General features: G+C 62.3%; 30 protein-coding genes. 13 read left to right on the top strand and 17 right to left on the bottom strand.

Features of this window, described 5'->3' with window-relative positions:
* Nucleotides 1–68: 68 nt before the first annotated feature.
* Nucleotides 69–239, bottom strand: a complete 171-nt coding sequence (locus Syncc8109_RS11145; RefSeq protein WP_006850879.1) for a hypothetical protein — start codon at nt 237–239, stop codon at nt 69–71.
* 268 nt (nt 240–507) lie between these two features.
* Here Syncc8109_RS11145 and cynS point away from each other — a divergent pair, with 268 nt between their 5' ends.
* Nucleotides 508–921 (top strand): cyanase, encoded by a 414-nt coding sequence (gene cynS / locus Syncc8109_RS11140; protein WP_045173001.1) that lies wholly within the window; start codon nt 508–510, stop codon nt 919–921.
* A gap of 53 nt (nt 922–974) precedes the next feature.
* Here the strand turns inward: cynS and Syncc8109_RS11135 are convergent, their stop codons facing one another.
* From Syncc8109_RS11135 to Syncc8109_RS11115, 5 genes are all read right to left on the bottom strand, one after another.
* Nucleotides 975–1,697, bottom strand: a complete 723-nt coding sequence (locus tag Syncc8109_RS11135; RefSeq protein ID WP_006849927.1) for a HEAT repeat domain-containing protein — start codon at nt 1,695–1,697, stop codon at nt 975–977.
* Nucleotides 1,698–1,704: 7 nt separating this feature from the next.
* Nucleotides 1,705–2,592, bottom strand: a complete 888-nt coding sequence (locus Syncc8109_RS11130) for a formate/nitrite transporter family protein (protein ID WP_006851774.1) — start codon at nt 2,590–2,592, stop codon at nt 1,705–1,707.
* 35 nt (nt 2,593–2,627) lie between these two features.
* Nucleotides 2,628–2,762 carry a hypothetical protein gene (locus Syncc8109_RS11125; RefSeq protein WP_006851080.1) on the bottom strand — a complete coding sequence of 45 codons (135 nt, stop codon included), beginning with the start codon at nt 2,760–2,762 and terminating at the stop codon, nt 2,628–2,630.
* Nucleotides 2,763–2,832: 70 nt separating this feature from the next.
* Complete coding sequence (locus tag Syncc8109_RS11120) at nt 2,833–4,374, bottom strand: ferredoxin--nitrite reductase (RefSeq protein ID WP_006850363.1); 1,542 nt, start codon at nt 4,372–4,374, stop codon at nt 2,833–2,835.
* Between the two features lie 257 nt (nt 4,375–4,631).
* Entirely contained in the window at nt 4,632–4,949 is a 318-nt protein-coding gene (locus Syncc8109_RS11115; protein ID WP_006851232.1) for a hypothetical protein, read from the bottom strand.
* Nucleotides 4,950–4,976: 27 nt separating this feature from the next.
* On the opposite strand from Syncc8109_RS11115, the gene Syncc8109_RS11110 reads away from it, so the two are divergent.
* Nucleotides 4,977–5,639, top strand: coding sequence for a hypothetical protein (locus tag Syncc8109_RS11110; protein ID WP_006849820.1), 663 nt, complete (start codon nt 4,977–4,979; stop codon nt 5,637–5,639).
* Complete coding sequence (cobA, locus tag Syncc8109_RS11105; protein WP_006851537.1) at nt 5,636–6,424, top strand: uroporphyrinogen-III C-methyltransferase; 789 nt, start codon at nt 5,636–5,638, stop codon at nt 6,422–6,424. Before Syncc8109_RS11110 ends, cobA begins: the two co-directional genes overlap by 4 nt.
* A 21-nt stretch (nt 6,425–6,445) precedes the next feature.
* On the opposite strand, the gene moaB is transcribed toward cobA, so the two are convergent.
* Nucleotides 6,446–6,943 carry a molybdenum cofactor biosynthesis protein B gene (gene moaB, locus Syncc8109_RS11100; RefSeq protein ID WP_006850962.1) on the bottom strand — a complete coding sequence of 166 codons (498 nt, stop codon included), beginning with the start codon at nt 6,941–6,943 and terminating at the stop codon, nt 6,446–6,448.
* A gap of 45 nt (nt 6,944–6,988) precedes the next feature.
* Between moaB and Syncc8109_RS11095 the strand changes: the two genes are divergently transcribed.
* Together Syncc8109_RS11095 and Syncc8109_RS11090 are read left to right on the top strand one after the other, a co-directional pair.
* The gene (locus Syncc8109_RS11095; protein WP_006850371.1) at nt 6,989–7,225 is read left to right on the top strand and encodes a MoaD/ThiS family protein; all 237 of its coding nucleotides are present in this window, start codon (nt 6,989–6,991) and stop codon (nt 7,223–7,225) included.
* A gap of 3 nt (nt 7,226–7,228) precedes the next feature.
* Nucleotides 7,229–7,657, top strand: a complete 429-nt coding sequence (locus tag Syncc8109_RS11090) for a molybdenum cofactor biosynthesis protein MoaE (protein WP_006851258.1) — start codon at nt 7,229–7,231, stop codon at nt 7,655–7,657.
* On the opposite strand, the gene Syncc8109_RS11085 is transcribed toward Syncc8109_RS11090, so the two are convergent.
* Complete coding sequence (locus Syncc8109_RS11085; RefSeq protein WP_006849808.1) at nt 7,621–8,484, bottom strand: NAD-dependent epimerase/dehydratase family protein; 864 nt, start codon at nt 8,482–8,484, stop codon at nt 7,621–7,623. The two genes, Syncc8109_RS11090 and Syncc8109_RS11085, sit on opposite strands and share 37 nt — an antisense overlap.
* A gap of 59 nt (nt 8,485–8,543) precedes the next feature.
* Between Syncc8109_RS11085 and Syncc8109_RS11080 the strand changes: the two genes are divergently transcribed.
* Nucleotides 8,544–9,341, top strand: coding sequence for a hypothetical protein (locus Syncc8109_RS11080; RefSeq protein WP_006850070.1), 798 nt, complete (start codon nt 8,544–8,546; stop codon nt 9,339–9,341).
* On the opposite strand, the gene Syncc8109_RS11075 is transcribed toward Syncc8109_RS11080, so the two are convergent.
* Genes Syncc8109_RS11075 through Syncc8109_RS11060 form a run of 4 tightly spaced genes read right to left on the bottom strand, consistent with a single transcriptional unit; the run spans nt 9,338 to nt 12,107 of the window.
* Entirely contained in the window at nt 9,338–10,588 is a 1,251-nt protein-coding gene (locus Syncc8109_RS11075; RefSeq protein WP_006850796.1) for a molybdopterin molybdotransferase MoeA, read from the bottom strand. The genes Syncc8109_RS11080 and Syncc8109_RS11075 overlap by 4 nt on opposite strands.
* A complete protein-coding gene (gene moaC, locus Syncc8109_RS11070; protein WP_025362582.1) occupies nt 10,572–11,048 on the bottom strand; it encodes a cyclic pyranopterin monophosphate synthase MoaC in 477 nt (158 codons plus the stop codon). The genes Syncc8109_RS11075 and moaC overlap by 17 nt, the downstream gene beginning before the upstream one ends.
* Entirely contained in the window at nt 11,045–11,743 is a 699-nt protein-coding gene (locus Syncc8109_RS11065; RefSeq protein ID WP_006850861.1) for a carbonic anhydrase, read from the bottom strand. Before Syncc8109_RS11065 ends, moaC begins: the two co-directional genes overlap by 4 nt.
* Nucleotides 11,744–11,795: 52 nt before the next feature.
* Nucleotides 11,796–12,107, bottom strand: coding sequence for a hypothetical protein (locus Syncc8109_RS11060; protein WP_006850851.1), 312 nt, complete (start codon nt 12,105–12,107; stop codon nt 11,796–11,798).
* Nucleotides 12,108–12,385: 278 nt separating this feature from the next.
* Here Syncc8109_RS11060 and Syncc8109_RS11055 point away from each other — a divergent pair, with 278 nt between their 5' ends.
* Nucleotides 12,386–12,853, top strand: coding sequence for a nitrate reductase associated protein (locus Syncc8109_RS11055; RefSeq protein ID WP_006851382.1), 468 nt, complete (start codon nt 12,386–12,388; stop codon nt 12,851–12,853).
* On the opposite strand, the gene Syncc8109_RS11050 is transcribed toward Syncc8109_RS11055, so the two are convergent.
* On the bottom strand, nt 12,834–15,065 hold the full coding sequence (locus tag Syncc8109_RS11050) for a nitrate reductase (RefSeq protein WP_006850937.1): 2,232 nt from the start codon (nt 15,063–15,065) through the stop codon (nt 12,834–12,836). The two genes, Syncc8109_RS11055 and Syncc8109_RS11050, sit on opposite strands and share 20 nt — an antisense overlap.
* An 82-nt stretch (nt 15,066–15,147) precedes the next feature.
* A complete protein-coding gene (locus Syncc8109_RS11045) occupies nt 15,148–16,689 on the bottom strand; it encodes a NarK family nitrate/nitrite MFS transporter (RefSeq protein ID WP_006852085.1) in 1,542 nt (513 codons plus the stop codon).
* A 325-nt stretch (nt 16,690–17,014) separates the two neighbouring features.
* On the opposite strand from Syncc8109_RS11045, the gene Syncc8109_RS11040 reads away from it, so the two are divergent.
* The 3 genes from Syncc8109_RS11040 to Syncc8109_RS11030 all read left to right on the top strand — a co-directional run bounded on the left by Syncc8109_RS11040 (nt 17,015) and on the right by Syncc8109_RS11030 (nt 19,159).
* A complete protein-coding gene (locus Syncc8109_RS11040) occupies nt 17,015–17,548 on the top strand; it encodes a molybdenum cofactor guanylyltransferase (protein ID WP_025362581.1) in 534 nt (177 codons plus the stop codon).
* Complete coding sequence (gene moaA, locus Syncc8109_RS11035) at nt 17,545–18,588, top strand: GTP 3',8-cyclase MoaA (protein WP_025362580.1); 1,044 nt, start codon at nt 17,545–17,547, stop codon at nt 18,586–18,588. Before Syncc8109_RS11040 ends, moaA begins: the two co-directional genes overlap by 4 nt.
* 79 nt (nt 18,589–18,667) lie before the next feature.
* On the top strand, nt 18,668–19,159 hold the full coding sequence (locus tag Syncc8109_RS11030; RefSeq protein ID WP_025362579.1) for a hypothetical protein: 492 nt from the start codon (nt 18,668–18,670) through the stop codon (nt 19,157–19,159).
* Here the strand turns inward: Syncc8109_RS11030 and Syncc8109_RS11025 are convergent.
* The 3 genes from Syncc8109_RS11025 to Syncc8109_RS11015 are packed head-to-tail and all read right to left on the bottom strand — an operon-like array spanning nt 19,147 to nt 22,483.
* The gene (locus Syncc8109_RS11025; protein WP_006850990.1) at nt 19,147–20,046 is read right to left on the bottom strand and encodes a transglutaminase family protein; all 900 of its coding nucleotides are present in this window, start codon (nt 20,044–20,046) and stop codon (nt 19,147–19,149) included. The two genes, Syncc8109_RS11030 and Syncc8109_RS11025, sit on opposite strands and share 13 nt — an antisense overlap.
* On the bottom strand, nt 20,019–21,014 hold the full coding sequence (locus Syncc8109_RS11020) for an alpha-E domain-containing protein (RefSeq protein ID WP_006851593.1): 996 nt from the start codon (nt 21,012–21,014) through the stop codon (nt 20,019–20,021). The genes Syncc8109_RS11025 and Syncc8109_RS11020 overlap by 28 nt, the downstream gene beginning before the upstream one ends.
* A complete protein-coding gene (locus Syncc8109_RS11015; protein ID WP_006851021.1) occupies nt 21,008–22,483 on the bottom strand; it encodes a circularly permuted type 2 ATP-grasp protein in 1,476 nt (491 codons plus the stop codon). Before Syncc8109_RS11015 ends, Syncc8109_RS11020 begins: the two co-directional genes overlap by 7 nt.
* 317 nt (nt 22,484–22,800) lie before the next feature.
* Between Syncc8109_RS11015 and Syncc8109_RS11010 the strand changes: the two genes are divergently transcribed.
* From Syncc8109_RS11010 to Syncc8109_RS11005, 3 genes are all read left to right on the top strand, one after another.
* Nucleotides 22,801–24,231 carry a sodium:solute symporter family protein gene (locus Syncc8109_RS11010; RefSeq protein WP_006849843.1) on the top strand — a complete coding sequence of 477 codons (1,431 nt, stop codon included), beginning with the start codon at nt 22,801–22,803 and terminating at the stop codon, nt 24,229–24,231.
* A gap of 17 nt (nt 24,232–24,248) precedes the next feature.
* The gene (locus Syncc8109_RS13120) at nt 24,249–24,377 is read left to right on the top strand and encodes a hypothetical protein (RefSeq protein WP_255325694.1); all 129 of its coding nucleotides are present in this window, start codon (nt 24,249–24,251) and stop codon (nt 24,375–24,377) included.
* Nucleotides 24,378–24,538: 161 nt separating this feature from the next.
* Entirely contained in the window at nt 24,539–25,654 is a 1,116-nt protein-coding gene (locus Syncc8109_RS11005) for an aspartate carbamoyltransferase (protein WP_006851220.1), read from the top strand.
* Nucleotide 25,655 lies beyond the last annotated feature (1 nt).

The following is a 25,655-nucleotide window of genomic DNA, read 5'->3' as shown; positions in this document are numbered from 1 at the left end:
CCGGCCTCAAGCTGTGATCAGTCTTCAGGAGCGACTGACCCAGCAGGGGTAGCAATTGCTACGAAAGCTCAGGGCCTGCTCAGCCGGGATAGCCCTTCGAAGCTGCCATGGCGTGGGTGCTGTGGGTGGTGGCGTCCTTCGGCGTAATAGAGCCGCTCCAGCATCAGTTGGGGAGCAGTTGTTGGTGGAAGGAATTGCGCCTGCAGCAGGGTCGCCACGGATTGGAAGAATTGGCTCATTGCAAATTTCTTCTTTGAAACTAATTTCCCCCTACTTAGAGACTGTTGGCTGTGCTTTTTGCTTCAAAACAGGATGTTGTTTTGTAGTTGATGCTTCATTGTTCAGTCAGCGTTTGCGCAACAGTTTCAAGGCTGCTGAGACGTTCCAGCTTGGAACGCTGTTTTTGAAGCGGCTATAACAATTTTTCGTTCAATCATGACTGTTTCAGCTGTTCCCCCGACCCCGTCGTTGGCAGCTCCTTCCCAGGAGACCGTCACCGCCACCCTGATGGCTGCCAAGAAGGCCAAGGGCATGAGCTTTGCTGATCTGGAAGCAGCCCTAGGCCTTGATGAGGTCTGGATTGCATCTCTGTTTTACGGACAGGCCACAGCTTCAAAAGAAGAGGCTGAAAAGCTGGCTGAGCTGCTCTCCCTTGACCCAGCCATCACCGCCGCTTTGCAGGAGTTCCCCACCAAGGGAAGCCTCGATCCGGTGATCCCCACTGATCCCTTGATCTATCGCTTCTACGAGATCATGCAGGTTTATGGAATGCCTCTGAAAGATGTTATTCAGGAACACTTTGGTGACGGCATCATGAGTGCGATCGACTTCACGCTTGATGTCGACAAGGTGGAGGACCCCAAGGGCGATCGCGTCAAAATCACCATGTGCGGCAAGTTCCTGCCTTACAAAAAGTGGTGAACAACTCAAGTGTCTTGATTGAAGACATCAAGCCCCGCGATTGCGGGGCTTTTTTATTGGCGAAATTGTTGGCTCAGTTGGGTGTTGGCCATTTTTCGCCGACTGTCGTCAATCAGCTCCTGGCTCAACTCCAGCAGGCAGCGCTGACTGGCAGGTGTGGCGATGCAACCGAGCGCGCGGAAGGCGGCCTCGGCAACAGGCAGGGAGCCGTTGCGACACAGCTCTGCCAGCTTTTCGCTGATCAACACGCCATCGCGGCGTTGCAGAACCCGAATGGCGGCCACAACGACTGGATCGCGAAAATCATTCAAAACCTCTTGGCAGAACTGCAGCAGTTCACCGTCGTCCAGGCAGTGGGACCGGAAGCTAAGCAGTTGAAGACCGGCAAGTCGGTGTAGTTGCCCCGGGTGATGCAGGCAATTCATCACCACCGGTTCGGGAACTTCGGCGCCCCAGCAGGCGAGAGCCTGAACCGCCATCAGGTTGGCGTCTTCATTGTCCGAGGTTTGCTCGAGTTGAGCCAACAACCAATCGCGGGCTTCGCTCTGGTGGCAGAGCCCTGCCGCCATCACCAAATCGGGCAGAACTCCGTGTTTGGCGAGGAGGTTTTGGATCACGGGCCAGCCACGCTCGGCCTGCATCCCCAGTTTTTCGCAGAGGGCTCGCCGCAAATCAACAGAAAGGCTGGGGGAGTAGACCTCCCCCAGCCAAGAACGCTCCAAAGGAGCGCGTCGAGATCGGGCGAGCCGTTCCCAGAGAACGGCTTCGTCGTTCATGGATGGATCAGCGGGCACCCAGTTCAGCAGCGAGCTCACGCTCCAGCTTTTCATCGTGCTCGGTGGGCAGCACATTATCCATCGGAGTGCGATGGGTGCTGTAGAAGAGCATGCCGATGAACACCATGCCGCCCACGATGTTGCCGAGGGTGACAGGCAGGAAGTTCCAGAAGATCACCTTGGTGAAGGGGACTCCTGAACCGAGGATCGGGCCAGCGGTGTGTAGGAACTGGTTCACCACGATGTGCTCCATGCCCATCGATTGGAAGGCGGTGATGGGAAGCCAGCAGGCCAGGATCTTGCCGGGAACGCTCTTGCTCACCAGAGCCATGGTCACGCCCAGGCAAACCAACCAGTTGGCCACAAGTCCGCGCAGGAAGGCGAGGAAGAAGCCCATGCTTCCCAAGGCCTCGTACTTCTTCTCAACGTTGATTTGATTGAGGGCCATGATTTTCTGGGCTACGGCATCCCAGATCGGCGGGCCGATGTTGTCTGCAGCGCCATCCATGGTGCCGCTGGTGAGGCTGATGGCCATGATCACGGCCACAACGGCGGTGCCGATCCAGTTGCCGATCCACACCCAGACCCAGTTGCGGAACGTGGCACCCCAGGTGCTCTTGCCGGCCCAGGTGGCCATCGGCAGCAGGGCGAAGTTGCCTGTCACCAGCTCCATGCCGAACAGCACGATGCTGGCGAAGCCGAAGGGGAACAGCAGCGAGCCCACGAAGGGGGCTTTGACGGTGATGCCCACTGTGAGGGCCAGGATCACCGCAAGGCCAAGGATGGCCCCGGAGTAAAAGCCACGGATCAGCAGGTTCTTCACGCTGACCGTTGATTTTTTGCCGCCGGCGGCAATCATGCCGTCGACAAGCTCATTGGGTAGGACGTAGTCCATCAGATGAGATTGAGAGTTGGACGAAGGTTTTGATGTCAGCCGCTGATGCGGTTCATCAGTCGGGAGAACAGATCAGGGCTGCCACCCTGACGGTTGATGGCGGCTCCGTCGCGACCACTGGCGCTGAGCCAGTTGACGAAACGAGAGAACACGTCGTTGCGGTTGGCCATGAAGGTGAGGGGGAGTGGTCGATGCGGGGAGCCGTGACTTCAAAAGGAAGCGTCACGGCGACAGCAGCGATCAGGCCTTAGGGGTGGCCCCGAACTTTTCGATCAACACCTCTTTGAGAGCGGCCTTGATCTCATCGGCAGGGATCGCTTTGCGGTGGATTTCGCCGATGCTTGGGTTGGCTCCTTGGGACCCACCGATGGTCATCGTGTAGCCCTCTCCCATCACGCCTTCACTGTTTTTGGCTTTGGTGCCGGTGAGGCCGATGGCACCCATGTAGGCCTGGCCGCAAGTGTTGGGGCAGCCGGTCCAGTGGATCTTCAGCTCATCAGGAAGATTGAGCTCCTGATCCAGTTCCTTGGCCGCTTCCAGGGCTTGGTCCTTGGTGTTGGTGAGGGCGAAACCGCAGTAGGTGTTGCCGGTGCAGGACACCGTTCCTGCAGAGATGTGACCGGGCTCAAGCGGGAAGCGTTGCACCAGGGCGTCTGCCTTCAGGGCGTCGAGCTTGTCGTTGGGAAGGCCAACGAGAATGATGTTTTGATCTTCGGTAAGACGCACCTCGCCGCTGCCATAGTTGAGGCTGGCGGTTGCGAGATCCTGCAGATCCTGGGCGGTTAGGCGACCCACCGGAACGTGCAGTCCGGCGTAGGAGAGCCCCTCCTGTTTCTGGGGATGGAAGCCGTAGTGGGAGCGTGGCGTGGTGTTGAAAACAGAGCCCGGGTCGGGGGTCAACGGACCGAAGAGTTCTTCCACCTGGCTGCGGAACACGTCGTGGCCCACTTGATCCAGGTAGAGGCGGAAGCGGCCTTTAGGGCGCTTGTCGCGCTCACCGTTGTCACGCCAGAGCCGGATCACGGCGTCAGTCATCTTGCAGATTTCGTCTGGCTTCACCCAGGCGTTAAGGGGAACGGCATAGGCGTTCATTTGCGATGACAGAACACCGCCGATCCAGACGCCAAATCCCATCACCCCATCCCGTTCCACGGGGTGGAAAACAATGTCGTTGTGGAGCAGGAAGTTGTCTTTCGCGCCAGCAACGGCGGTGTTCCACTTGCGGGGCAGGTTCGAATACTCCGGGTTGCCCTGGCAGTTGTTGGTGAGGAAGTTCTGCAGCTCGGTGGTGTAGGGCCGCGTGTCGACGATCTCGTTGGGATCAATGCCGGCGATGGGGTTGCCGGTGACGTTGCGGGGGTTGTCGAAGCCGGATTGGATCGTGCTGAGGCCGGCTTCCTTCAGCCGTTTGAGGATTTCCGGCAGGTCGCCCAGCAGCACGCCGCGCAGTTGCAGGTTCTGACGGGTGGTGATGTCGCAGCTGCCGTTTTCGCCGTAGCGCTCAACGATGGAGCCAACCACCCGCAGCTGATCGGCCGTCAGCACGCCATTGGGCACCCGCAGGCGCAGCATGAATTTGCCTGGCGTTTTCGGACGCCAGAACATGCCGTACCACTTCAAACGCAACTGAAGGTCGGTTCCATCCACCTGCTCCCAGCCGAGCTCGGCGAATTTTTCGATTTCGCTGCCGACCAACAGGCCATCTTTGGCCGCCTTGTTCTGCTCGATCTTGTTGAGCTTCTTGCCATCCAGGTAGGGCCTGGAGGGAGAGCTAATGGTCATAAGTCGATTAACGATTGGGCGGATTAATTGCTCAAAGACGAGGCGCGAATCAATCGAGATGGCCCGAAGACCGGCAACGCTTCAAAACGAAGGGGAGCGTTGGGTTGACTGAATAAACACTGCGAAGGCAGCCCTGGTCCGTAACAAAGAGAACACTTTTGGTGTTGATCAACTCCAGGGTCTTGTTCTGTCCGATTTGTAAAACCGGCTACATCTGACGGTTCCCGCGAGGCCGTAAAAGGCAACCTGCTTCGGCCTCAGTATTGGCGTCCAATTTCGCCAACCATGCGCACCGCTCCGGCACGGAGCATCTGCCAAACCCGCTTCATCGCAGCGAAGTCTCGGTCGAGCTCGGAGGGTCCGGCGGGGCGGTCGAAGCTTCGGTCGTACCGGTCGTACCGGTCGTAACGGGCCTCACTGGGCTCGTATCCCCGGCTGTATCGGTCGTCCCGGACGTCGTCCCGGACGTCGTCCCGGTCGTTTCGGAAGTCGTACCGCTCAATCCGTCCGTCCAGCGGCTCTCGGTAGGAGCGGCTGTCCAATGGGGCACGATCAAAACGACGGCGGGGCGCCATGACTCATCTAACGTTCACAACAACCTGATGACATCAGCCGGTGCGGTCATCGATCCGTGGCCATTGCTACGGAATGACGCTTCCGATGAGGGGCGGTATGGGTTGCATCTGGTGGTGCATGGCCGCAGTGGCGGTGTTGTTCCTGAGTGTTTGGCCTCTTTGCCAGACCTTCTGGCTCAGCGGCGCTCGGCGCCCGTGCAGTTGGAGGTGCTGACGGCTGAACAACCTGTGTCGGCGCTTCCCCAATCCTCTTGGGTTGTTCCCTTGCTGCTGCTGCCTGGGGCGCACGCCCGCACGGATGTGCCAGCTATTCGCAACAGGCTTCATCGATCCGGAGCCAGTGTGCGTTTGCTGCCCTTCCTGGGCTCTTGGACCAGGTGGTGGAACGCTGTGCTCTCAGCACTTCCGTCGTCTGATCGCCGGGATGCTGTGCTGGTGCACCACCCCTTGCGCCCGGGGGTGGCGGATCGCTTCCTCGCGATGCTGGCGTCTCGCCTGGCTTTGCCCTTGGTTCCTTTTGATGCCTGGCCCGAGTTCCAGCAGCGCCACCCCAGGGCCCGGCCACTGCCATTAACCCTCGCGCCAAACCGGATGACGGATGCGTTGAGCGAAGCTGGTGGATTGCCTCCTCTGCTGGAGCATCCCCCCACCCGCCAGGCCCTGATCGATCTGCTTGTTTCTCTGCCGTGACCACCGCTGAACAAACCGGAACCGTTTATCTGGTGGGAGCTGGTCCCGGCGATCCAGAGTTGCTCACGCTGAAGGCGCATCGGCTGCTGAGTCAGTGCGATGCCCTGGTGTACGACTCGCTGGTGCCCGAGGAAGTGCTGGATCTTGTGCCGGCAACCTGTGAACGCCGTTTTGTCGGCAAGCGTCGCGGACATCATTCGGTGCCCCAACCCAGCACCAATGCCGTGCTCGTGGAAATGGCCCAGAAGCACAGCACGGTGGTGCGCTTGAAGGGGGGTGATCCCTTCCTGTTTGGTCGTGGAGGGGAAGAAGCCGCTTACCTGGCGGAGCGGAACATTCCTGTTCAGGTGGTGCCTGGTGTCACCGCTGGCATTGCTGCCCCTGCCTACGCCGGAATTCCCGTCACCCACCGGCGGGCGGGGTCATCGGTGACCTTCGTTACCGGTCACGAGGAAATCGACAAGCGCCGTCCTTCCGTGGATTGGCGTGCTCTGGCTGCGGCCAGTGACGGATTGGTGATCTACATGGGGCTGCACAACCTGCCCCGGATTGCAGAGGAGCTGATGGCGGGTGGTTTGGCCGCGACTACTCCCGTGGCGGTGATCCAGCAGGGCACGGTGGCGGGGCAACGCTGCCTCAAAGCCACCTTGGTTGATGTTGCCGATCAATGCCGAGCCGAAGCCTTCAAGTCACCCTCGATCGTTGTGGTGGGTGAGGTGATTGATCAGCAGGTTGAAGCCTGTATGCCCACACCGGCAGCGGTCACGATGCCGATTCCGTTCTGAACTGCTCCGCTCGGTTCCGCTCTATTCCTTCAACCGAGCCCGGAGCTGAGCCAGGTTGCACGGTCGGGTGTCGGCATCGAGTTGAGCCCGGATGAGCCGGTTCCAAGCGGTGGTCACCGCATCCAGAGATCCCGGCAGTACAAACACGAATGTGCCGTTGGCCACGCCGGCAAGGCAGCGGCTTTGCAGGGTGCTGGTGCCAATGCTCTCGAAGGAGAGCACACGGAACAGTTCACCGAATCCTTCGATTGTTTTGTCCAGCAGCGGTGCCACCGCTTCGGGGGTGCCATCGCGGCCGGTGAGCCCGGTGCCGCCGCTGGTGATCACCACATCAACCGCAGGATTGGCGATCCAGCGGCTCAGTTCACGCCGGATTTGATAGCGATCATCTGGGCAGAGTTGTCGCTCCTGAAGGCGATGCCCCGCGTCTTCAAGGCTGCGCTGCAGCTGATCTCCGCTGCTGTCGTCCGCCAGGGTGCGTGTGTCGGAGATGGTGAGCAGGGCGATGGACAGGCCCATGGCACAGCGGCGGAGCCCTCGGACGCTAGAACCGCTCCAGCTGCCATGGACGTGGTGCTAAAGGTGCTGCTGTTCGCTTCCCTGCGAGAACGCGCCGGTTGGGCCGAGCGTTCCCTTCCGTTCACAACAAGCGTCTCGACGGTTCGTGAGGTCTGGAATCAGTTGGATCTTGGTCCGCTGGAGGGCATCAGCATTGCGGTGAACCAGGAGTTGGTCGGTGCCGATCAGCCATTGCAGGCCGGTGATGAGTTGGCCTTTCTTCCACCGTTCACGGGGGGTTGAAGCGTGACCGATTGCCGTGTGGAGGTGTGCCCGGATCCCTTTGATCCTTGGCAGCAACTGGCGCTTTGGAGCGGTGATGCCGCGGCCGCGGCGATCTTTATTGGTCGGGTGCGTCCCACCACCATTGATGGCCGGCCTCTGGAGGCACTGGAGCTGGAGCACTTCCCCGGCCTTTGCGAACGTCAGATCACGGCCATGGCGCTGCGTCTGCAGCAGGAGCACCGGGCGGGGCCGATTCTGGTGCTGCACCGGGTGGGCAAGCTTGCCCCCGGTGAGCCGATCGTGCTGGTGGCGGTACAGGCCGATCGCCGTGGGGCGGCGCAGCGCTGCTCGGCCGCGTTGTTGGAGCAACTCAAGCACCAGGCCCCGTTCTGGAAACGGGAGTGGTGCGCTGGTCAGGGCACCTGGCTGGAGGCCAACACGCCACTCTGATCAAGGCGCGGGTGCTGCAGCTGGTAGCCCAGCTGTTTGAGCCGGGTGTTGCGGATCCGTCGGCCTCCTGAACCCGGTTCGTCCTGCCCAAGCCAGCGCACGGGGGCCAGACCTTGGCGCTGCAGGCTGCGCCCCACCAGATCCCTCAGCCGAATCGGCTCGTCGTTGACCACATTCACCAGTCCGGCCCATTCAGCATCGATAGCGGCTTCCAGGGCACCGGCGGCATCCACCACATGCAGCCAGTTGCTGTAGGTCGATCCGCTGCCAGGGCGTTCCAGTCCAGCGAGTCCGTGCAGGCGTCGGTCGAGATCGCGGCCAGGGCCATAGAGCGCCCCGAGGCGCAGGATGCACACCCGCCGGCCGCTGATGCCGTTGAGCAGTTGTTCGCCTTCCAGCAGAACATCGCCATGGCCGCGGCCTGGCGCGGGTGGCGTTTGCTCATCCACCCAGTCCCCCTCGGCATCGCCGTATACCGAGCAACTGCCCGTGTAGACGATCTGCCGCAGTTCCGGCAGTTGTGGCAACAGCGACGTCAAGCAGCGGAAGCTGTCGACGAAGGTGTGGCGGTAGCCGTTGGCATCCACCTGGCGATCTCCCTTTGGCCCGAGGCAGAACACGGCATTGCTGCTCTGCCGCAGGGCGTCCCGCAATTGCGCGGGGTCGGTGGCGTCGCACAGCTCCACCCGATCGGCGAGGGGCCTGAGTTGCTCCAGCCGTTCGCTGCTGGTGGTGGTCAGCGTCAGCTTCAGCTGGGGGCGTCTTGGCTGCAGCCGCTCCGCCAGAGCGAGCCCCACGTAGCCGCAGCCAACGATCGTCAGGTCCATGGCGGGGATGGCTGTTGGGGCGACCCTAAGGAGATCGACCGTTCCATGCCGTCACGGACATGACTGATCAATGGACCCTCAACCGCCGCAATTTCGTGGGCCATTGGCAAGGCTGCGGCCATTGGTTTGAGCGGGACGGCAGCGGTCGGCTGGATCTGCACTGTCCGTCCCGTCGGATCGACCCCACCACCTACGCGATTTCCTTTTCCGATGACGACCACGGGGTGTGGGATGGATGGGGTCTGGCCTTTGCCCCCGGGGGTAAGGCCACCTACCCCATCAGTCGGGCCACCTACAACGCCGGTGGAGGCTGCTGGCAGTTTCCCGGGGCGGGCGGTCAGTCCAGCCTGGGGGTGGATCCCGATCGCCCCTGCTTCGGCCATGAGATCAACCTGTTCTGCGGTCGCTCCCGCTCGATGCTGGTGCTGCTCTGGGAACCGCTTGACGGCGGCTGGCGTTTGCAGCGTGTTGGGGCGGTGGGTTTCCGTTGCTTGAACAGCACCGATCCCGAACCCGACCGTCCCGCGTGCGGGACACCCGAGGCCCTGCTGGCGCCGGTGCAGGGATGGAGTGGCGAGCGGCAGATGCTCAGACCGCAGGCGGGGGTGAACGGCCAGGCGGAGGACGCCGCTCCGCTGGTGTTCGATCCAAGCCAGCTGTTGAACAACGACTGCTCAGCTGTGATGCCTAACGGCCTGGTGTTCTCGGTGCCCAGTGAGCTCCCCAGTGCACCCTTCAGCCTCGAGATCGGTTGCCGTCTTAGCGCTGCCCTGTTTCAGCAGATCAGCATCCATTTCGATTCATTGGGCCAGCTCATGGCCTGGGAACGCCGCTGCTTTCAGCCTGATCCGGCTTAAAAAATCCGCTGACGAATCAGCTGGGCCCAGAGACGGGTGCCGCTTTCGAGCGGGCCGGCTTCCGCTGGCAGTTCCAGCAGCAGATCGGCGTGTTGCAGGGAACCGATCCGGGACGAGGCCTGCGATCCATCCACCCGTGCCAGCAGCGTTCCTGCGGCGTTGGTGTCGAGGCGGGCCCGAGCCAATTCCGGCCGTCCCGGTCGGCGGGACAACGGGTCGGCGAGTTCCACCATCACCCGGTGGAACAGCTCCGGTTCGCTTTGGCCCTCCAGAACCTGCAGGGCAGGCCAGAGCAGTTGCAGGGCGGTGACCGCCGCGGCTACGGGATTGCCCGGCAGTCCGAAAAACGGCACGCCCTCACCGATGCTGCCGAAGGCAAAGGGGCGCCCCGGGCGTAGGAACAGTTTCCAGAAGTCCACAGCACCCAGCTCCGCCACCAGGGGTCGGATCCAATCGGTGTCGCCGGCGGAGACGCCGCCGGTGCTCACCACCACGTCACAGTCCTGTGCCAGATCCAGCAGGGCCTGGCGCAGGGCGTCGGGTTGATCGGCCACCACCCGTCGCTGGGTCACCGATTGCCCGAGTGCCCGGAACATTGTCTCCAGAAGCGTGCCGTTGCTCTCCCAGATGGCACCGGGTTGCCGCGCTGTTCCGGGTGGCACCAGCTCGTCCCCGCTGATCAGCAGTCCGATGCGGGGTTGCTGAGCAACGGTTAGGGCGGCGATGCCGCAGCTGGCAAGGCGTGCGAGATCAGCGGCACCGAGGCGCTGTCCAGCGGCCAGCAGCAGGTCTCCCGGTCGGCATTCCTCATCCTCGGGGCGAATCCAGGGACGATCCGACGCCTCTTTCACCAGCTGGAGGCTGGTGCCGTCCACGCTGATCAGCTCCTGGGGCAGCACCCAGCCGGCACCGTCAGGCAGTGGAGCACCGGTGAGGATGCGGATCGCATCGCCGGTGGCCAGGGTTCCGTTGAAGGGCTGGCCGGCAGCGGAGCGTCCCTTCAGCTGCCAGGTGTCCCCAGGTTTGGGCTGGTGGCTCTGCCCCAAGGCGTAGCCGTCCATGATCGAGGCCCGAAACCCCGGTACGGCATCGCTGGCCAGCACATCCGCAGCGCTCACCCGGCAGAGGGCCTGCTGCAGCGGCACTGTGTTGCTTGCTGTGATCGGCTGAAGCGCCGCAAGAACCCGTCGACGTGCCTCTTCGAGGGGTAGCCCTTCGCGTCCGTAGGGCTCAGCGTTTCCAGACACCGTTCCGCCCTCCTTCTTTGAACTCCAGCTGGATCGCCTCGATCGTCATGGCTGGATCAACCGCCTTGAGCATGTCGTAGAGGGTCAGCAGCCCCACGGACACGGCCGTCATCGCTTCCATTTCCACCCCGGTCTGGCCTGTGGTGCGGCAACGGCAGTGGAGCACCAGGCCAGGCAGGGAGGCGTCGGCGTCGATCGACACATCCATGCCACTGAGTGGCAGCGGATGGCAAAGGGGAATCAGCTCCCAGGTGCGTTTGGCGGCCTGGATCGCTGCCACCCGGGCGACCGCCAGCAGATCTCCTTTCGGTGTCTCGCCTCGCTGGATCAAGCTGAGGGTTGCGGCGTCCATGCGAATGGCGCCACGGGCATGGGCTTCGCGGTGGGTGGCCGGACGGTCCCCCACGTCCACCATGTGAACCTCGCCTTGCTGGTTCAGATGACTCAGGTCTTGCGTCATTCGATCAAGCTGACAACACCGCTGTTGAGTTGGAAACAACCCACCACCAGTTTCAGCGCACCACTGGTTTTGGCCTCAGCCAGAACGGCGCTGCGTTGAATCAAGGTGGAGGCGCTGGCGAGGGCGTTGCGCCTCACGGCGTCCTCGAGATCGCTGCTGCCGTTGATGTTCTCCCGGATGGGTTGGATCAGCCGCTCCAGGGAGGGGGTCAGCGGGTTGGAGTCCATCGCCGCTGTAACGGCTCCGCAGCCGCTGTGTCCCATCACCATCAGCAGCGGCGTCTTGAGAACGCTGACGCCGTACTCAATGGAGGCAATGGCTTCGGTGAATGCGGCGTTGCCGGCGTTGCGGATCACGAATAGCTCGCCAGGGGTGGTGTCGAACACCCAGTTCGGCGAAACCCGTGAATCAGAGCAGGTGAGCACGGTGGCCCAGGGATGTTGGCTGGTGGCCAACGCCCTGGGGGAGTTGAAGCAGCGCGGGTCGGGATCCGCCGTTCGGGGCGTCGTTCCGTTGTTTTGCTCGGCCAGGCGCCAGGCCTCGGCAAACCGGCGGTTTCCCGACATCAGGGCCTCGAGTGGATCATTCGGGATGCAGAACCCCTCCTCTGCTGCCTCAACGGGGCGCGCTTGCATCAGGGCGGCCAAGGCCAGGCCGCCCGTTCGCTGGAGGAAGTGACGGCGCTGGATCCCCATGCCGGCACCTTATGCGGGCCGGCTGGTGGGCTGTGCTACGTGGGCAGTGCGATCAGCGCTCGCCGAAGGCAGACCAGAGGGTGGCTTCGGAGCCCACAACAGGCTCAACGGAGGGCTGGATGGCAGCAGCGGGTTGGGCCGTTGCGGCTGTGTTGGCACTGGCGATGTCGCGCTCGGCCAAGGGAGCCCAGAGAGCGGCAGGACCGGCGATCACCGGTTCCACGCCAGCGGCACCGGCCTGAACGGAGGCCGTCTGGCTGCGCACCAGTTGCACGGCGAGGGAACCAACGATGAAGGCACCCAGGAAACCTGCGGCCAGGGTGATGGGGCTGCGGCCGGAAGCGGACGAGATGCTGCTGGTCACGGCAGAAACTCTTTGAACAGAGCTTCAGTATGGAAAAAATTGGTGTGAACGACTACGAAATGGGTTGAATTGTGTAGCTGAATTAACAGTTTCTATGGAATCAAAGCCCTGCATGGGTTGCTGTTGGAGTGCTTCAGCCGTGACCCATCCATGGGACATTCCCAGCAACATTCCGAGGGAGAGGGCGAAGCGCACAGGCCGAGATTTGTATCGAGATAAACATCTCTGTTTGCGTGGACTTCCGTTGTCATCATTGACACCGATCAAGGCTTTGGTTGATGTCCAGCCGTTCTGATTCCGCCAGCCATTGCTTTGCCTTTGAACAGGACTTCATTGGCAACTGGCGCTGCATCCCTCTGTGTGTGCGACGCAAATTGGATCTGTGTGGGGTGAAGTTGAAGCTCAACCACTGGCTTGAGCTTTCCCAGGAGCAACGTCAAGCCCTGGTGGATTGGCCGGATGCGGCCGATGCTCTCGAGCAGCTTCGCCAACACCTGCGCGCTTGCACGCGCTCCATGGCAGATGGCATGGTCAAGGATCTGCCACCGGTGAGCGGTGCCCCCTGGCAACAGCAGGCGGAGCTGCCCGCTGCGGTGCAGGAGGCGGCCACAGTGCGGGGTGTGGCGCTGACCCTGGAGCAGTGGACCCAACTCAGTGAGCTGGATCGCTTTGCCTTGTGCAAGTTGGCCCGGCCTGGGCACGACCACCACAACCTTGAGGCAGCCTTCAGCGAAGTGCTGGTGTGAGCAGCCGGCGCAGGGCCTCCAATCGTCCTTTCTGCTGTTCAACGGGCTTCACCACCGAGACGGCGGGAGCCACGATCACCGCGCAGGCCTTGAGTTCAGGCTGCTTTGACACCGGGCAGGCCTCGTCGTGCATGAGGGTGTTGGCTTCGCAGGCCTTCTCCTGGGTGAATCCCCAGTGCATCGGCAGGAAGACCGATCCACGCCGGATGCGATCGGTGACTTTCACCGTGGCGGTGAGGTGGCCGCGGCGTGAGCTGATCGCCGCCAGTTCGCCGTTGCGCAGTTTCAACTCCTGCGCGTCACCGGGGTGAATCTCCAGCAGCGGCTCGGGATGCTGTTTCATCAGCCGTTCCACCTTGCCGGTGCGGGTCATCGTGTGCCACTGGCCCAGGTAGCGGCCCACCGTGAGCACCAGCGGATAGGTGTCGCAGGGGGGTTCCGCCAGTCCCAGCGGTTGATCGGTGCTGAAGCGGGCACGTTTGTTGGGGGTGGCGAACAGATGGTTTTCGTAGAGGCGTTTGGCTTCTGTGGTGGGGGTGCTGCCACTGGGATAGGGCCATTGCTGCGGTCCTTCGTCTTCCAGCAGTTCATGGCTGAGGCCACTTACATCGCAGAGCCTGCCCTGGGTAAGAGCCGTGAATTCGGCGTAGACCTCAGCCGCTGAATCGAAGTCGAACTGCTCGCTGTAGCCCAGGCGCCGGCCCACCTCGGCAAACACCTCCCAGTCGGGACGGCTCTCGCCGAAGCGGCGCCGGTAGGCCGGGCAGTAAGTGACCCGCCGTTCGGAATTGGTCATGGCGCCGGCCTTCTCGCTCCACTGGGCTGCGGGCAACAGCAGATGGGCGTAGTGGGATGTTTCCGAGTCGGCGTAGGCCTCGCTCACCACCACCAGCGGGCACTTCTGCATGGCTGACTTCACCCGGTCGAGATCCGGGAGGCTCACCAGGGGGTTGGTGGCGGCCACCCACCACAGATCCAGCGCCTCCTGCTCCATGGCTTCGATCTGCTGCCAGGCCGCCAATCCGGGCTTGGCGTTGATTCGTCCTGCCGGCAGCTGCCAGGCCTGTTCCACTTCGGTGCGGTGTTCGGCGTTGGCCACCAGGCGGTAGCCCGGCAGCAGGTGGGCTAGGCCTCCGGCCTCGCGTCCGCCCATGGCGTTGGGTTGGCCGGTGAGGGAAAACGGGCCCGCGCCTTGCTTGCCGATCTGGCCGGTGAGCAGATGCAGATTGATCAATCCCTGCACCACGGCCGTTCCTTCACGGCGTTGGTTCACCCCCATCGACCAGAGGCTGAGCACCTTCTCGCGCCGGTGGAACAGAGTCGCCACTTCCCGCAGGCGTTTTTCGGGGATGTTGCAGAACAGGGCCACCCGCCTTGGGGTCCAGCGGGCGGCGACGTCAAAAAAGGCGTCGTAATTCTCGGTGTGGTCGTCGATGAAGGCCGGATCCTGGCCGTTTTCGCGCAGCACCAAGTGGGCAATGCCGTGCAGCAGGGCCAGGTCGCTGCCCGGTGCAATCGGCAAGTGGATATCGGCGGCTTTGGCGGTGTCGGTGCGGCGTGGATCCACCACCACGATCTTGACGCTGCCGGGGTTTTTGCGTTTTCGCTTCAGCAGCCGCTGGAACAGCACCGGGTGGCATTCGGCTGTGTTGGTGCCGATCAGAAACGCCACTGTGCAGTGGTCGAGATCCTCATAGCTGCAGGGGGGACCATCGGAGCCCAGGCTGCGGGTGTAGCCCGCCACCGCTGAGCTCATGCACAGTCGCGAGTTGGCGTCGAAATTGTTGGTGCCCAGGGCGCCTTTGAGCAGTTTCTGGGCGAGGTAGTAGTCCTCGGTGTGGAACTGACCGGAGCCGTACATGGCGATGCCATCGGCGTTGCCGCGCCGGGCCACACTCGCCTGGATCTGGCTGGTGATTTTGTTCAGGGCGTCGTCCCAGCTGATCGGTGCGAAGTCGTCCTCCAGGGTCGGGCGGAAGAGGGGTTGGCGCAGGCGGCCTGGGGCCAGGGTTTCGCCGACGGTGGCGCCCTTGATGCAGACCTGGCCAAGGCTGGAGGGGTGTTCGCGGTCGCCGCGGGCGGTCCACATCGGGTTGCCCTCGGCATCCCGTTTCACGGCCTCACCCTTCACGGCAGGAGGCAAAAGCTCCAGACCACAACCCACGCCGCAGTAGGGGCACTGGCTGCGCACGCTGCGGGGTGAGTTGGTCATGCAGGAACCAAAAAAAGAACAAAACCCGGAGCCGAAGCTCCGGGTCGTTATGCAGCGACAGGGTGCTGCGGAGGGAGATGGATCAGGCGGTTTCGCCTTCGTGCAGGTCTGCGAAGGACCCCTTGGGCTCCTTCAGGAAGAAGAAGCAGAAGAAGGCCACGATCAGACCGGCCACGCCCAGGATCTGGAAGAAGGCACTGTTGGAAGCCGCGATCACCTCGGGGGTGGGTTCGCCGCCGCCGCCCATCCACATCGGCAGGAGGCTGAAGATGGTCAGGTAGGTCACAGCGCCAACGTTGCCGTAGGCACCCACCAGGCCGGCCACCTGACCGGTGACGCGACGCTTGACCAGGGGCACCAGCGCGAAGGTGGCGCCTTCACCGGACTGCACGAAGAAGGAGGCGAGCATGGTGATCACCACGGCAACGGCAATGCCGGTGGTGCCGGTGAAGGTGCCGGGCTTGATCATGCTCATCACCAGGTAGCCCACGCCGAGACCGGCAGTGAGGAAGCCCATGGTGTTCTTGCGGCTGCCGACGCGGTCGGAGATCAGACCGCCAGCAGGACGGGCGACCAGGTTCACGAAAGCGAAGCAGGACGCCAGGATTCCGGCGGTGGCCTTCGGCAGATCGAAGGTGGTTTCAAAGAAGGTGGGCAGCATCGAAACCACGGCCAGTTCGGAGCCGAAGTTCACGATGTAGGTGAGCTCGAGGATCGCCACCTGGCGGAACTCGTAGCGGTCTTCCTTGGGATAGACCTTGTTGCCGAGGATCAGGTCGCGGTTGGTGCGGATGATTCCCCAGGTCTGGAAAGCAAACCAGACGGCGACGGCGCCGAGGGCCAGGGGGTAGGTGCTTGCGGTGAGGAAGCCCACCTTGGTCAGGCGCCAGCAGAGCACGCAGAGGATGGCTGCGAAGGGCACGTTCATGCCCAGCAGACCCCAGAAGTCGCGCATTGAGGTGACTTCCAGACCTGCGGTTTTCGCAGGGCGCTGATACGTCTTGCCGGGGGGGGTGTCGGTGACGTTGAAGAAGTAGAAGCAGCCGTAGACGGCGGAGACGATGCCGGTCAGAGCGATCGCACCGCGCCAGTTCAGAACAGCGCCAGTGGGCAGTTCGAAGCCGCCGGAGAAGGAGAGGAAGCCAGCGAGGGCCACCATGGTCAGGGCGGAGAAGGCGGAGCCGAAGTTGCCCCAGCCGCCATAGATGCCTTCAGCCAGGCCGATTTCCTTGGGCGGGAACCACTCGGCCACCATGCGGATGCCGATCACGAAGCCGGCGCCAACGATGGAGAGCAGCAGACGGGCCACCACCAGCTGGTTGAAGTCCTGAGCGGACGCAAACAGCAGGCAGGGAATCGCCGAGAACACCAGGATCGAGGAGTAGGTGATCCGGGGTCCGAATTTGTCCAGGAGCATGCCGATCAGCACGCGCGCCGGAATGGTGAGGGCCACGTTGCAGATGGCCACGGTGCGGATCTGACCAACGGTCAGACCCAGGTCCGCTTTCACGGTGGTGGCCAGAGGGGCCAGGTTGAACCAGACCACGAAGGTCAGGAAGAAGGCGATCCAGGTCAGGTGAAGGGTTCGGTACCTGCCCTGGAACGACCAAAGGTCGCCAAGCATTGAGGAAAAGAGAAGGAACCTCGGGCTTCAAAAGGAAAGGTGCCCGGGGATGGCAAAACGGTCGAAAAGAGAATCCGTTTAACCCGCGCAGTTAATCAATTCGCCGACCCCTTGTTTGGTCAGATTGGTTACCGATTTGTGTTTTTGTGTTTCCGGGCAAACATCAATGGGGCTGATTGATCGGATCAGGTGATCTTGTGCCGCAGCGGTTTGGTAGCGGTTGCAACTTTTGTGGGTTGTTGGACTTTGCTGGTGCAGATTGTTGGTCGACGATGTGAATCAAGGCTTGCGGGTTTGTGTGCTCAGTGGCGGAAGCAGCCGTCGCATGGGGCGTGACAAGGCCCTCTTGCCGCACCCCTGCGGTGGTGTCTGGCTCACGGCCCTGGTTGACCAGCTGTTGCCGCTGGGTCATCCGGTGCAGGTGTTGAGTCGTCATCCCGTGCACGCAGAGCTGCTGGCCCACCGGCCCGGATGTTCCGTGGTGCTGGAGTCCCCTCCCTGGAATGGCCCCCTGCAGGCGCTGGCCAGGCTGTTGCCGTCTCAGCCTGGGGAGGCCTTGTTGGTGCTGCCGGTGGACATGCCGCGTTTGCGCACGGCCGTTGTCCAGCAGCTGATCGCAGCCTGGAATCGTGCCCCGGAGCAAGCAGCGGTGGCCCATGACGGGCAACGGCTGCAGCCGTTGCTGGCGGTTATCCCCTCCGGTTCTCCCTTCCGCTCCTGCCTTGATCAGCAACTGCAACGCGGAGAGTTGCGCTGGATGGATTGGTTGACCTGCGTTCCCCATCAGGCGGTGCGCTTGCCTGCAGAGGCGTTGGTGAATGCCAATTGCCCCGCAGATCTGGCAGCGTTGGAGGGATGAGCACGTCGCTGCCGCTTGCGGACCGCCTCAACCGGCCCATCGGGGTGCTGCGGTTGTCGCTCACGGCCCGCTGCAATCTCGCCTGTCCGTACTGCTGTCCGGATGTGGAGGAGCCCCCTGGCCTGCTCACCCTTGAGCAGCAGATTCGCGTGATTCGTGTGGCCACGCGCCTGGGAGTACAGACGTTGCGGCTCACCGGTGGAGAGCCGTTGTTGAGTCGGCGTTTGTTGCCTTTGCTGGAGGCGGTGGCGCAGGCCCGGCGGGATCGTTCGGATCCGATGGCTGGTTTGCAGGCCGTGGCGCTCACCAGCAACGGGGTGCTGTTGTCGGAACCGATGGCGCGGGCGTTGCGTGCCGCAGGGCTGGATCGCATCACCATCAGCCTGGATGCGGCGGAAGGGGAAGCAGCGGCGCGCATGGCTGGTCTCCAGGGTGGTGCCGTGGCTGGTGAACGCCTGGTGCGCCAGGTGCAGGACGGCATTGCGGCGGCCTGCGCCGCTGGCTTTGACCCCTCACGCGGTGAGCTCAAACTCAATGCCGTGATCCAACGGGGGATCAATGACGATCAGCTGTTGCCTTTGGCCGCTTTGGCGCGGCAGCAGGGGATGGAGCTGCGTTTGATCGAATACATGGATGTGGGCAACCGCAACCAGTGGACGCTGGACCAGGTGCTGCCGGCGGCGCAGATGGTGGAGCGCATTCACGCCCGTTGGCCTCTTGAACCGCTGGGTCGACCGCGGGGTGGCACGGCCCGGCGTTGGCGCTATGGCGATGGTGCCGGATCCATCGGTGTGATTGCCTCCATCAGTGAGCCGTTCTGCGGGGATTGCAACCGCTTGCGTGTCACCGCTGATGGGCAGGCATTCACCTGCCTGTTCTCCGCTGAAGGCACCGATCTCAAGCCCGCGCTCGCGTCGGAGCTTCAGCTTGAGCAGGCCATGCGCCAGCTCTGGCAGCGGCGCCAAGACCGCTACAGCGAGGAGCGTGATCCAGGCGCCGCTGCGTCAACCCATGCGGAAATGGCGTATCTGGGGGGCTGAACCGTCGTGATCGTCACCGTTTTTGCGTGATGCCCTCGGTACAACGGGGCAGCTGAAGGATCCCTCAGGATCCATCGACATGTTTGAACTGCTGGCCTACGAGCGCTTCCGCGACACCCCGTCGGTTCGTTTTTTCGACGTCACCGTGGACACCTCGAACGCGCGTGATCTGGTGATTCACAGCGGCCCGGCGGTGTCGCCCCCCAACGACCCGGAGAGCGGAGCGTGGCAGTTCTATCTGCATCCTCATCAGGAAGACAATCTGCTCGCGGCCAGTGGCGGCAGAACCTTCTTCCTGGTGAACCTGGCCTGGGAACAGCCGTTCCACATCGTTCGGCTCGAGAGCGGTGGTGACATCCTTCGCATCCCTCCTGGCACTTTCCACCGGTCGATCTCCGATCCCGATGGTTCCGTCGTTCTGAACCAGGCGGTTCGTGAGGAGGGCGCTTCTCTGGTGCGTGAATTCCGCGTCTACAACAGCGCCGAGATCCCGGCCTTGATGGCAGCCACCCACAGCTCGGCGCCGAAGCCCCAGTTGCACGGGGTGGAACCGTTGCTTCAGGCGGCCTGAACCAGGTTGCGTGAGGAGGTTTCCGTTGCGGAGGCTTCCTCGCTGATCTGAATCTGCCAGGTCAATTCACTGTTTGTTCCCGGGGGGCCGCTGAAGCTGCCGCTCACGGCTGCGGTGAGTTCCGGCTTGGAGGAGGTGGCCAGCACCACATAGCGTTCGTTGACTTCCATCCCGGCACTGGGGTCAAAGCCGCGCCAGCCCGCTCCCGGCAGGTAAACCTCTGCCCAGGCATGCAGGTCGTACTCCTTCGGGGGAGGTTGCTGTAGTTGATAGCCGCTCACAAATCGGGCGGGGAGACCCACCACGCGGCAGCAGGCCACCATCAGCATGGCCAGATCACGGCAGGAGCCGATCCGCTCGCGCAGGGTGCGACCCGCCGGCCAGGCGGGCCCCAAATGGCGTTGGGTGTATTTCACCCGCTCTTGAATCAGTTCAATCAGTTGCTTCAGAAAAGCCAGGGTCTGCTGGTTGCTGCCCATCAGGGCTTCCTGGGTGAGCTCGATGGCTGCGGGTTCGTGCTGACCGTTGGGCAACCAGCCCTCGAGGGCACCCTGCAGGTCGCTGTTGAGCTGGCCTTGCGGGTACGGAAGGGGTGGTTCTAGTCCGTTGAAGCAGCTTTCCAGCAGGGGTGCTGGCCGGGTCTCCACCAGGCTGCGGGCCTCAAAGACCAATTCATCGGTGCTGCCAAGAAAACGCAGCCGTTGGATTTCATCGCCGCTGGCGGCCACCAGTTCCCGACGTTGCTCTGGTTCTGGCAGCACGCTGAGCTGATGCTCCAGCAGGGTCTGAAACCCCTGCCCCCGAGGCCTCAGACACAGGCGATGTTCCCCGAGGAAAACGGGGGCCTCATACCGATACGTCAGGCGGTGAACGATGAGAGCACGCATGCAGGATCGGTGGGGATGGAACGGAGGTCGGCGCTAGTGAAGTAGCGGGTCTGGATCAGGTTGTGGAGTTGGTTGAGGTCCTGCTGAAGCTGGTCAATGGCTTCATGCAGACCGGCTTCGATCAGGTTGTCGATCCGCACATAGCTCCAGCGGGCCAGGAGTTGTCCGCGCAAACAGTCGAGGTCATCCGGGGTGTCTTGGTTTGGCTGCTGCTGAATCTGTTGCAACGTGTCGCTGATGCCCTGCAGGCAGTACCGCACCGAGCGAGGAAAGATGGGGTCCAGCAGCAAAAAGCGGGCCACGGAGGCAGGGCTGATCGCGTGCTGCATGCTCTGCCGGTACATCTGATAAGCCCCCGCTGTGCGCAGCAGGGTGATCCATTGCAGTTCATCCAGCACGCCGCCCACCTCCTCAGGGGAGGGCAGGAGCAGGAAATATTTGACGTCGAGGATGCGGGAGGTTTTATCGGCCCGTTCGATTAGACGTCCCAGCTGACTAAACAGCCAACTCAGATCACGGCTCAAAGTGGTGTCGGTGATCCCGTACACGAGCTGGCAGCCGCGGCGGATGATCCGCAGTTGCTCCTGCACCGGTTCCCGCCAGATGTCTTCGTCGTCCTGCAGGCTCCAGTGCAGATCATTGATCTGCTCCCACATCTCCGTGGTGATCACATCCCTGATCTGCCGTGCGTTTTCCCGCGCCATCGCAATGCAACTCACGATGCTGTTGGGATTGCTGCGGTCCAGCAGCAGGAAGCGCACCACCTGTTTGGGCGTGGCACCGGGGTAGGCCGTATCGAAGCGGTGGCGATCCCCCGTCACCTCCACCAGCGGCAGCCACGGTTCGGCGCTGCCCGGAGGACAGTCCAATGCCATCGCTTCACTCACTTCCAGAAAGCGCGAGATGTTTTCGGCGCGTTCCAGATAGCGGTTGATCCAGTAGAGCGAATCGGCAACGCGGCTCAGCACGGCACAGCCTCCTGGGCTTGCGGTGCTGCCATCGTTTGATCGTCGACGATCCAGGTGTCCTTGCAGCCGCCGCCCTGGGACGAATTCACCACCAGCGAGCCACGCTTGAGGGCCACGCGCGTCAGCCCCCCTGGACTCACCCAGCTGCTTGCGCCGCGCAGCACATAGGGGCGCAGATCCACGTGGCAGGGGTAGAGCTCTCCGTCACTGAGGGACGGCACTGTGGAGAGTTGCAGCGTGGGCTGCGCGATGAAGTTGCGGGGATTCGCACGGATCTTTGTGTCGAAGTCCGCCAGCTCCGATCGGCTGGCCTGGGGGCCGATCAGCATTCCGTAGCCGCCGGCTTCCGCCACCGACTTCACCACCAGTTGCTCGAGGTGTTCGAGCACATAGCGCTGATCGTCTGGCCGGGCACAGAGGTAGGTGGGAACGTTCTCGATGATCGGCTCCTCATCGAGGTAGTAGCGGATCATCGCCGGCACGTGGGCATAGATCAGCTTGTCGTCGGCGATGCCGGTGCCAGGGGCGTTGGCGATGGCGACCCGTCCTTGCCTTAGCACCTCGATCAGGCCCGGCACCCCCAGCATCGAGTCCTTACGGAACACGGTGGGATCAAGAAAATCATCGTCGATGCGGCGGTAGATCACATCCACGGGTTCCAGGCCATTGGTGCTGCGCATCCACACCCGTCCGCCTTCGCACACCAGATCGCGCCCCTCAACCAGGTGAATGCCCATTTCTTGGGCCAGATAGCTGTGTTCGAAATAGGCGCTGTTGAACACCCCGGGCGTCAGGATCGCCACGCGGGGGGTGTCACTCCAGGGCGCCAGGTCTTGAAGGGTGCGCAGCAGATGGGAGGGATAGTCGTCGATCGGTTGAACGGCACGTCCTTCGAACAGGCCAGAGAACAACCGTTTCATCACCCGACGGTTCTCGAGGAAGTAGGCCACCCCTGAAGGACAGCGCAGGTTGTCTTCCAGCACCCGCCAGGTGCCCTTGCCGTCGCGGATCAGGTCGAGCCCGGAGATGTGGCACCAGCGGTTGAGGGGCAGGCTGATGCCCTGCATCTGAGGTCGCCAACCGGAGGAACTTTCCACGTCTTCCCGTGGGATCACACCGTCGTTGAGGATCTGCTGGGGGCCATAGATGTCAGCGAGGAAGCAGTCGATGGCTTCCAGGCGTTGCAGCAGTCCCCGCTCCAGGGTGATCCAGTCGCTGCGGCCGATCAGCCGAGGCAAGGGATCGAAGGGGAGAATTCGTTCGCTGCCTTTGAGCCCGGAATCGTTGAGGCGGAAGGTGGCGCCGAGGCGACGCAGCAGCTGGCTGGCTGAGGCATGGCTGCGGTTGAGCTCGGGCAATCCCATCTGCCCCAGTGATGCGAGTAGTGGGGCCAGATCGGCGCGTGGTGTGGCCGTTTCACCGCAGAAATATTCGTCGAAGCCGACCGTCGGTTTGTAGTCAGTGAACATCCTGATCGCACAAGCCAGACGTATCCAAGGCGTCGCCCCACTCCACTTCGGGTGGTGGTTGCTACACATTCCGCAATTTCAGGCAAGAGGACGCTGGTCACCTGTTGTTTGGGTATCCGTAGGCACCTGAATCGAGGCCATGGGGCCAAGGGCAGGGTGCCTCCTTTGCTTATCTGTTTCTGGAGTTCAAACGCTCTTCGCCTTGGATGAATTGCTCTGGGCGCGTCTGATCTTTGCCCTTGGTGCCGTTGTGACTGCGGCGACGGTGGTGATGATTCTGCGCGGACACCTGTATTGGAACCGCAGGGGGTCGACGGATGTCCGCTGACTCGGTTCCCTTCCTTCAGCCCGGGATCGCCTGGGCGTTGGTGGTGCTGTTCTCTGTTCTCTGGGTGGCGCTGGGGATTGCCTGGGGCCGGCGCGGTCAAGGCAATGCTGATGACTACATGCTGGCGGGGCGCAACATCGGGCTTGCCCTGAGCACGGCCACGTTGATGGCCTCCTGGGTCACCGGCAACACCACCCTGCTCGCCCCTGAATTCGGCTACAAAACCGGCCTCTGGGGCATGTTCAGCTATGCCCTGGCCGGGCTTGGCCTGATTCTGTTCGCCCCCCTGGCCTCGCGGATCAAGCAGTTGATGCCCAACGGGCGCACCAGCGGCGACTTCATTCGCCTGCGCTACGGGCGTCTGGCCTGGTGGGTGTTCATGGTGATCACCGCGATCTACACCCTGGGCTTTCTGATGACCCAGGCGATGGGTGCTGGCCTGCTGCTGCAGGCGCTTTCAGGCTTTGATTACCACGTGGGAATGGTGGTGGTGATCGGTGTCGCCACCGTCTACACCCTGTTCGGCGGGATGCGGGCCGTGATCGGCACCGATTTCATCCAGTCGCTGTTGATCATGGTGCTGCTGGCGGTGGTGGCGGTGCTCGCCTTCCGTCAATTCCCGATGCCTGAGGTGCATGCCTCTTTGGTGGCCCGGCATCCCGATCGGCTTGATCTGCTGCTGCCGGCGGGCTTGTTGATCGCCTGGAATTCCGCCCTCTTTTCGATGGGCGAGGTCTTTCACAACAACATCTGGTGGTCCCGGGTTTTCGCCAGTCGGCGCTCGGTCGTGATGACCTCTTTTGTTTTGGGGGGCATCGCCTGGATGAGCGTGCCGATGGTGACGGGCTCCATTGGCCTGGTGGCCCTGGCCCGTGAGTTGCCCCTCGAGCAGGTGAACATGGTGTTTCCCGTGATGGCAGCCGATCTGCTCGGGGCCGGCGGCGCGGCCCTGGTGTTTGTGGTGGTGTTTGCCTCACTCACCTCCACCCTCGATTCGCTGCTGGCATCCACCGCCGATCTGTTGGCGGAGGATGTGTACTTCCGCCTGTTGCGGCCTCAGGCCAGCGACCTGCAGCTCAAGCAGGCGGCGCGGCTGATGGTGGTGGGACTGGCCGTCGTCACCCTGGCGCTGTCCTGGCCACGGCTGGATTCGCTTGCGTCGGTGCTGTTTTTCACCGGTGCCCTGGTGGCATCCACGGTCTGGCCTGTGGCCTGCGGTTTGTACTGGCGTACAGCCAACCGTACGGCTGCCATTGCGGCCATGCTCGCCGGCAGCGTTGTGGGCCTGCTCGCCTATGTGCTGATCGCGCCTTACTGCGCTGCTGTGTTTTCGGCGGCCGTGTCGGCGATTGTGATGCTGATGGGCAGTCGGTTCTGGCCGGAACGCTTCGACTTCACCTTGTTGCAGGAGGAGGGATGATCCAAACGCTTCCTTTGATGGCCGGCCTTGTTGGTCTGTCTGGCTTTCAGTTTTTGCTGGTGGCCAGTCAGTTCGCCCTGGTGCTGTCGGTGCTCGTGTTGCTGCTGATCTGGTGGGTGGAGTGGCGCAATGGCCGGGTTTGGTGATGTCTCCTTTAGCCGTCCACCCCAGCACAATCCTTTCCGGATCTTTGCTTAAGAAGCTGCTTCTTCGTGGACGCAGGAGTGTGGTTGTTGTTACCGGTGAAAGATGTAGTTCCTGGCTCTAGCACTCGGTCTGGCAAACAGGGTGTTGATCCGATTCCGCTATGGCACAGGCCAAATCAGCAGTTGTGGACGCGTCGTCGGTCCAGATTCGGTTTGAGCCGATGGGGCCCGATGTCTATGGGCAGAACCAACCTCAGGAGCTGTTGGCTGCGATTGCCGAAGACGTTGAGCCTTTGAAGGATTTGGTGGATCAGCACGTGGTGTCGATCCAACCGTTTCGCCCCGAGGCTTTGTTGCAGGTGTTTCGCCTGGCGGCGAAGTTTGAAAGCAATCCAGATCGCTATTGCCGTCACAACACGCCACTCACCGGCAAGATTCTGATCAACGCGTTTTACGAACCAAGCACCCGCACCCGGCTGTCTTTTGACAGTGCCTGGCACCGACTCGGCGGTACCTCCATCAACATCACCGACAGGGCCACCACAGGGATTGCCAAGGGCGAGTCTCTCGAAGATGTCGCCCATATGTTCAACAACTATGGCGATTGTGTGGTGCTTCGGGATAGCGATCCCGGTGCCGTTTATGCAATGACGTCCACCCTTCGGATCCCGATCATCAACGCTGGAAATGGGATCGATGAGCATCCCACCCAGGCGATGGCCGATCTCTACACAATCTTTAAGTGGCGGCCCCAGCTCGCTGAGTTGGACGTGGCACCCGCAGATCGGATTCGCATTGGGATCGTCGGGATTCCCTCGCGGATGCGAACGGTTCGCTCCCTGTTGAGGATCCTGGCCAAATTCCCGCAGACGGTGGACGAGGTGGTGGTGATTCACGCCCCCGGGTTGGAGCCGGATCAGCCGCTGTTCGACCCAGGACAGTTGGAGGAGCTTGAAGCGTGTGGGATGAAGGTGCGCTCCAGCACCGACCTGCAGGCTGAAGTGCCCGACTTGGATGTCATTTACATCAACGCCATCGCCTGGGTGGGCGATTCCTATGAAGTGCACGGCGGAGGATTTCGCCTCACCCGCGACATGCCATTCAAGCCGGAGGCGATTGTGCTCCATCCCTTGGCGCGGGGAGCGGAACTCAGCACCTGCCTGGATGACACGCCCCACAACTGGTATTTCAGTCAGGCCAGGGGAGCCGTGTTCCTGAGGATGGCCCTGCTCACCTGCATGGTGGATCGGGCCGAACGCGTGATGGATGTGATCTGAG

It is taken from the genome of Synechococcus sp. WH 8109 (assembly GCF_000161795.2).
In the GTDB taxonomy this organism is placed as follows: Bacteria; Cyanobacteriota; Cyanobacteriia; order PCC-6307; family Cyanobiaceae; genus Parasynechococcus.
This window is presented reverse-complemented; position numbering and strand designations above follow the sequence as displayed.

Bases quoted from the DNA above. Each gene is read 5' to 3' on its own strand.
- Syncc8109_RS11145 (WP_006850879.1), bottom strand. From the start codon at position 239: ATGAGCCAATTCTTCCAATCCGTGGCGACCCTGCTGCAGGCGCAATTC.
- cynS (WP_045173001.1), top strand. From the start codon at position 508: ATGGCTGCCAAGAAGGCCAAGGGCATGAGCTTTGCTGATCTGGAAGCA.
- Syncc8109_RS11135 (WP_006849927.1), bottom strand. From the start codon at position 1,697: ATGAACGACGAAGCCGTTCTCTGGGAACGGCTCGCCCGATCTCGACGC.
- Syncc8109_RS11130 (WP_006851774.1), bottom strand. From the start codon at position 2,592: ATGGACTACGTCCTACCCAATGAGCTTGTCGACGGCATGATTGCCGCC.
- Syncc8109_RS11125 (WP_006851080.1), bottom strand. From the start codon at position 2,762: ATGGCCAACCGCAACGACGTGTTCTCTCGTTTCGTCAACTGGCTCAGC.
- Syncc8109_RS11120 (WP_006850363.1), bottom strand. From the start codon at position 4,374: ATGACCATTAGCTCTCCCTCCAGGCCCTACCTGGATGGCAAGAAGCTC.
- Syncc8109_RS11115 (WP_006851232.1), bottom strand. From the start codon at position 4,949: ATGGCGCCCCGCCGTCGTTTTGATCGTGCCCCATTGGACAGCCGCTCC.
- Syncc8109_RS11110 (WP_006849820.1), top strand. From the start codon at position 4,977: ATGACATCAGCCGGTGCGGTCATCGATCCGTGGCCATTGCTACGGAAT.
- moaB (WP_006850962.1), bottom strand. From the start codon at position 6,943: ATGGGCCTGTCCATCGCCCTGCTCACCATCTCCGACACACGCACCCTG.
- Syncc8109_RS11095 (WP_006850371.1), top strand. From the start codon at position 6,989: ATGGACGTGGTGCTAAAGGTGCTGCTGTTCGCTTCCCTGCGAGAACGC.
- Syncc8109_RS11085 (WP_006849808.1), bottom strand. From the start codon at position 8,484: ATGGACCTGACGATCGTTGGCTGCGGCTACGTGGGGCTCGCTCTGGCG.
- Syncc8109_RS11080 (WP_006850070.1), top strand. From the start codon at position 8,544: ATGACTGATCAATGGACCCTCAACCGCCGCAATTTCGTGGGCCATTGG.
- moaC (WP_025362582.1), bottom strand. From the start codon at position 11,048: ATGACGCAAGACCTGAGTCATCTGAACCAGCAAGGCGAGGTTCACATG.
- Syncc8109_RS11065 (WP_006850861.1), bottom strand. From the start codon at position 11,743: ATGGGGATCCAGCGCCGTCACTTCCTCCAGCGAACGGGCGGCCTGGCC.
- Syncc8109_RS11055 (WP_006851382.1), top strand. From the start codon at position 12,386: ATGTCCAGCCGTTCTGATTCCGCCAGCCATTGCTTTGCCTTTGAACAG.
- Syncc8109_RS11050 (WP_006850937.1), bottom strand. From the start codon at position 15,065: ATGACCAACTCACCCCGCAGCGTGCGCAGCCAGTGCCCCTACTGCGGC.
- Syncc8109_RS11045 (WP_006852085.1), bottom strand. From the start codon at position 16,689: ATGCTTGGCGACCTTTGGTCGTTCCAGGGCAGGTACCGAACCCTTCAC.
- Syncc8109_RS11040 (WP_025362581.1), top strand. From the start codon at position 17,015: ATGGGGCGTGACAAGGCCCTCTTGCCGCACCCCTGCGGTGGTGTCTGG.
- moaA (WP_025362580.1), top strand. From the start codon at position 17,545: ATGAGCACGTCGCTGCCGCTTGCGGACCGCCTCAACCGGCCCATCGGG.
- Syncc8109_RS11030 (WP_025362579.1), top strand. From the start codon at position 18,668: ATGTTTGAACTGCTGGCCTACGAGCGCTTCCGCGACACCCCGTCGGTT.
- Syncc8109_RS11025 (WP_006850990.1), bottom strand. From the start codon at position 20,046: ATGCGTGCTCTCATCGTTCACCGCCTGACGTATCGGTATGAGGCCCCC.
- Syncc8109_RS11015 (WP_006851021.1), bottom strand. From the start codon at position 22,483: ATGTTCACTGACTACAAACCGACGGTCGGCTTCGACGAATATTTCTGC.
- Syncc8109_RS11010 (WP_006849843.1), top strand. From the start codon at position 22,801: ATGTCCGCTGACTCGGTTCCCTTCCTTCAGCCCGGGATCGCCTGGGCG.
- Syncc8109_RS13120 (WP_255325694.1), top strand. From the start codon at position 24,249: ATGGCCGGCCTTGTTGGTCTGTCTGGCTTTCAGTTTTTGCTGGTGGCC.
- Syncc8109_RS11005 (WP_006851220.1), top strand. From the start codon at position 24,539: ATGGCACAGGCCAAATCAGCAGTTGTGGACGCGTCGTCGGTCCAGATT.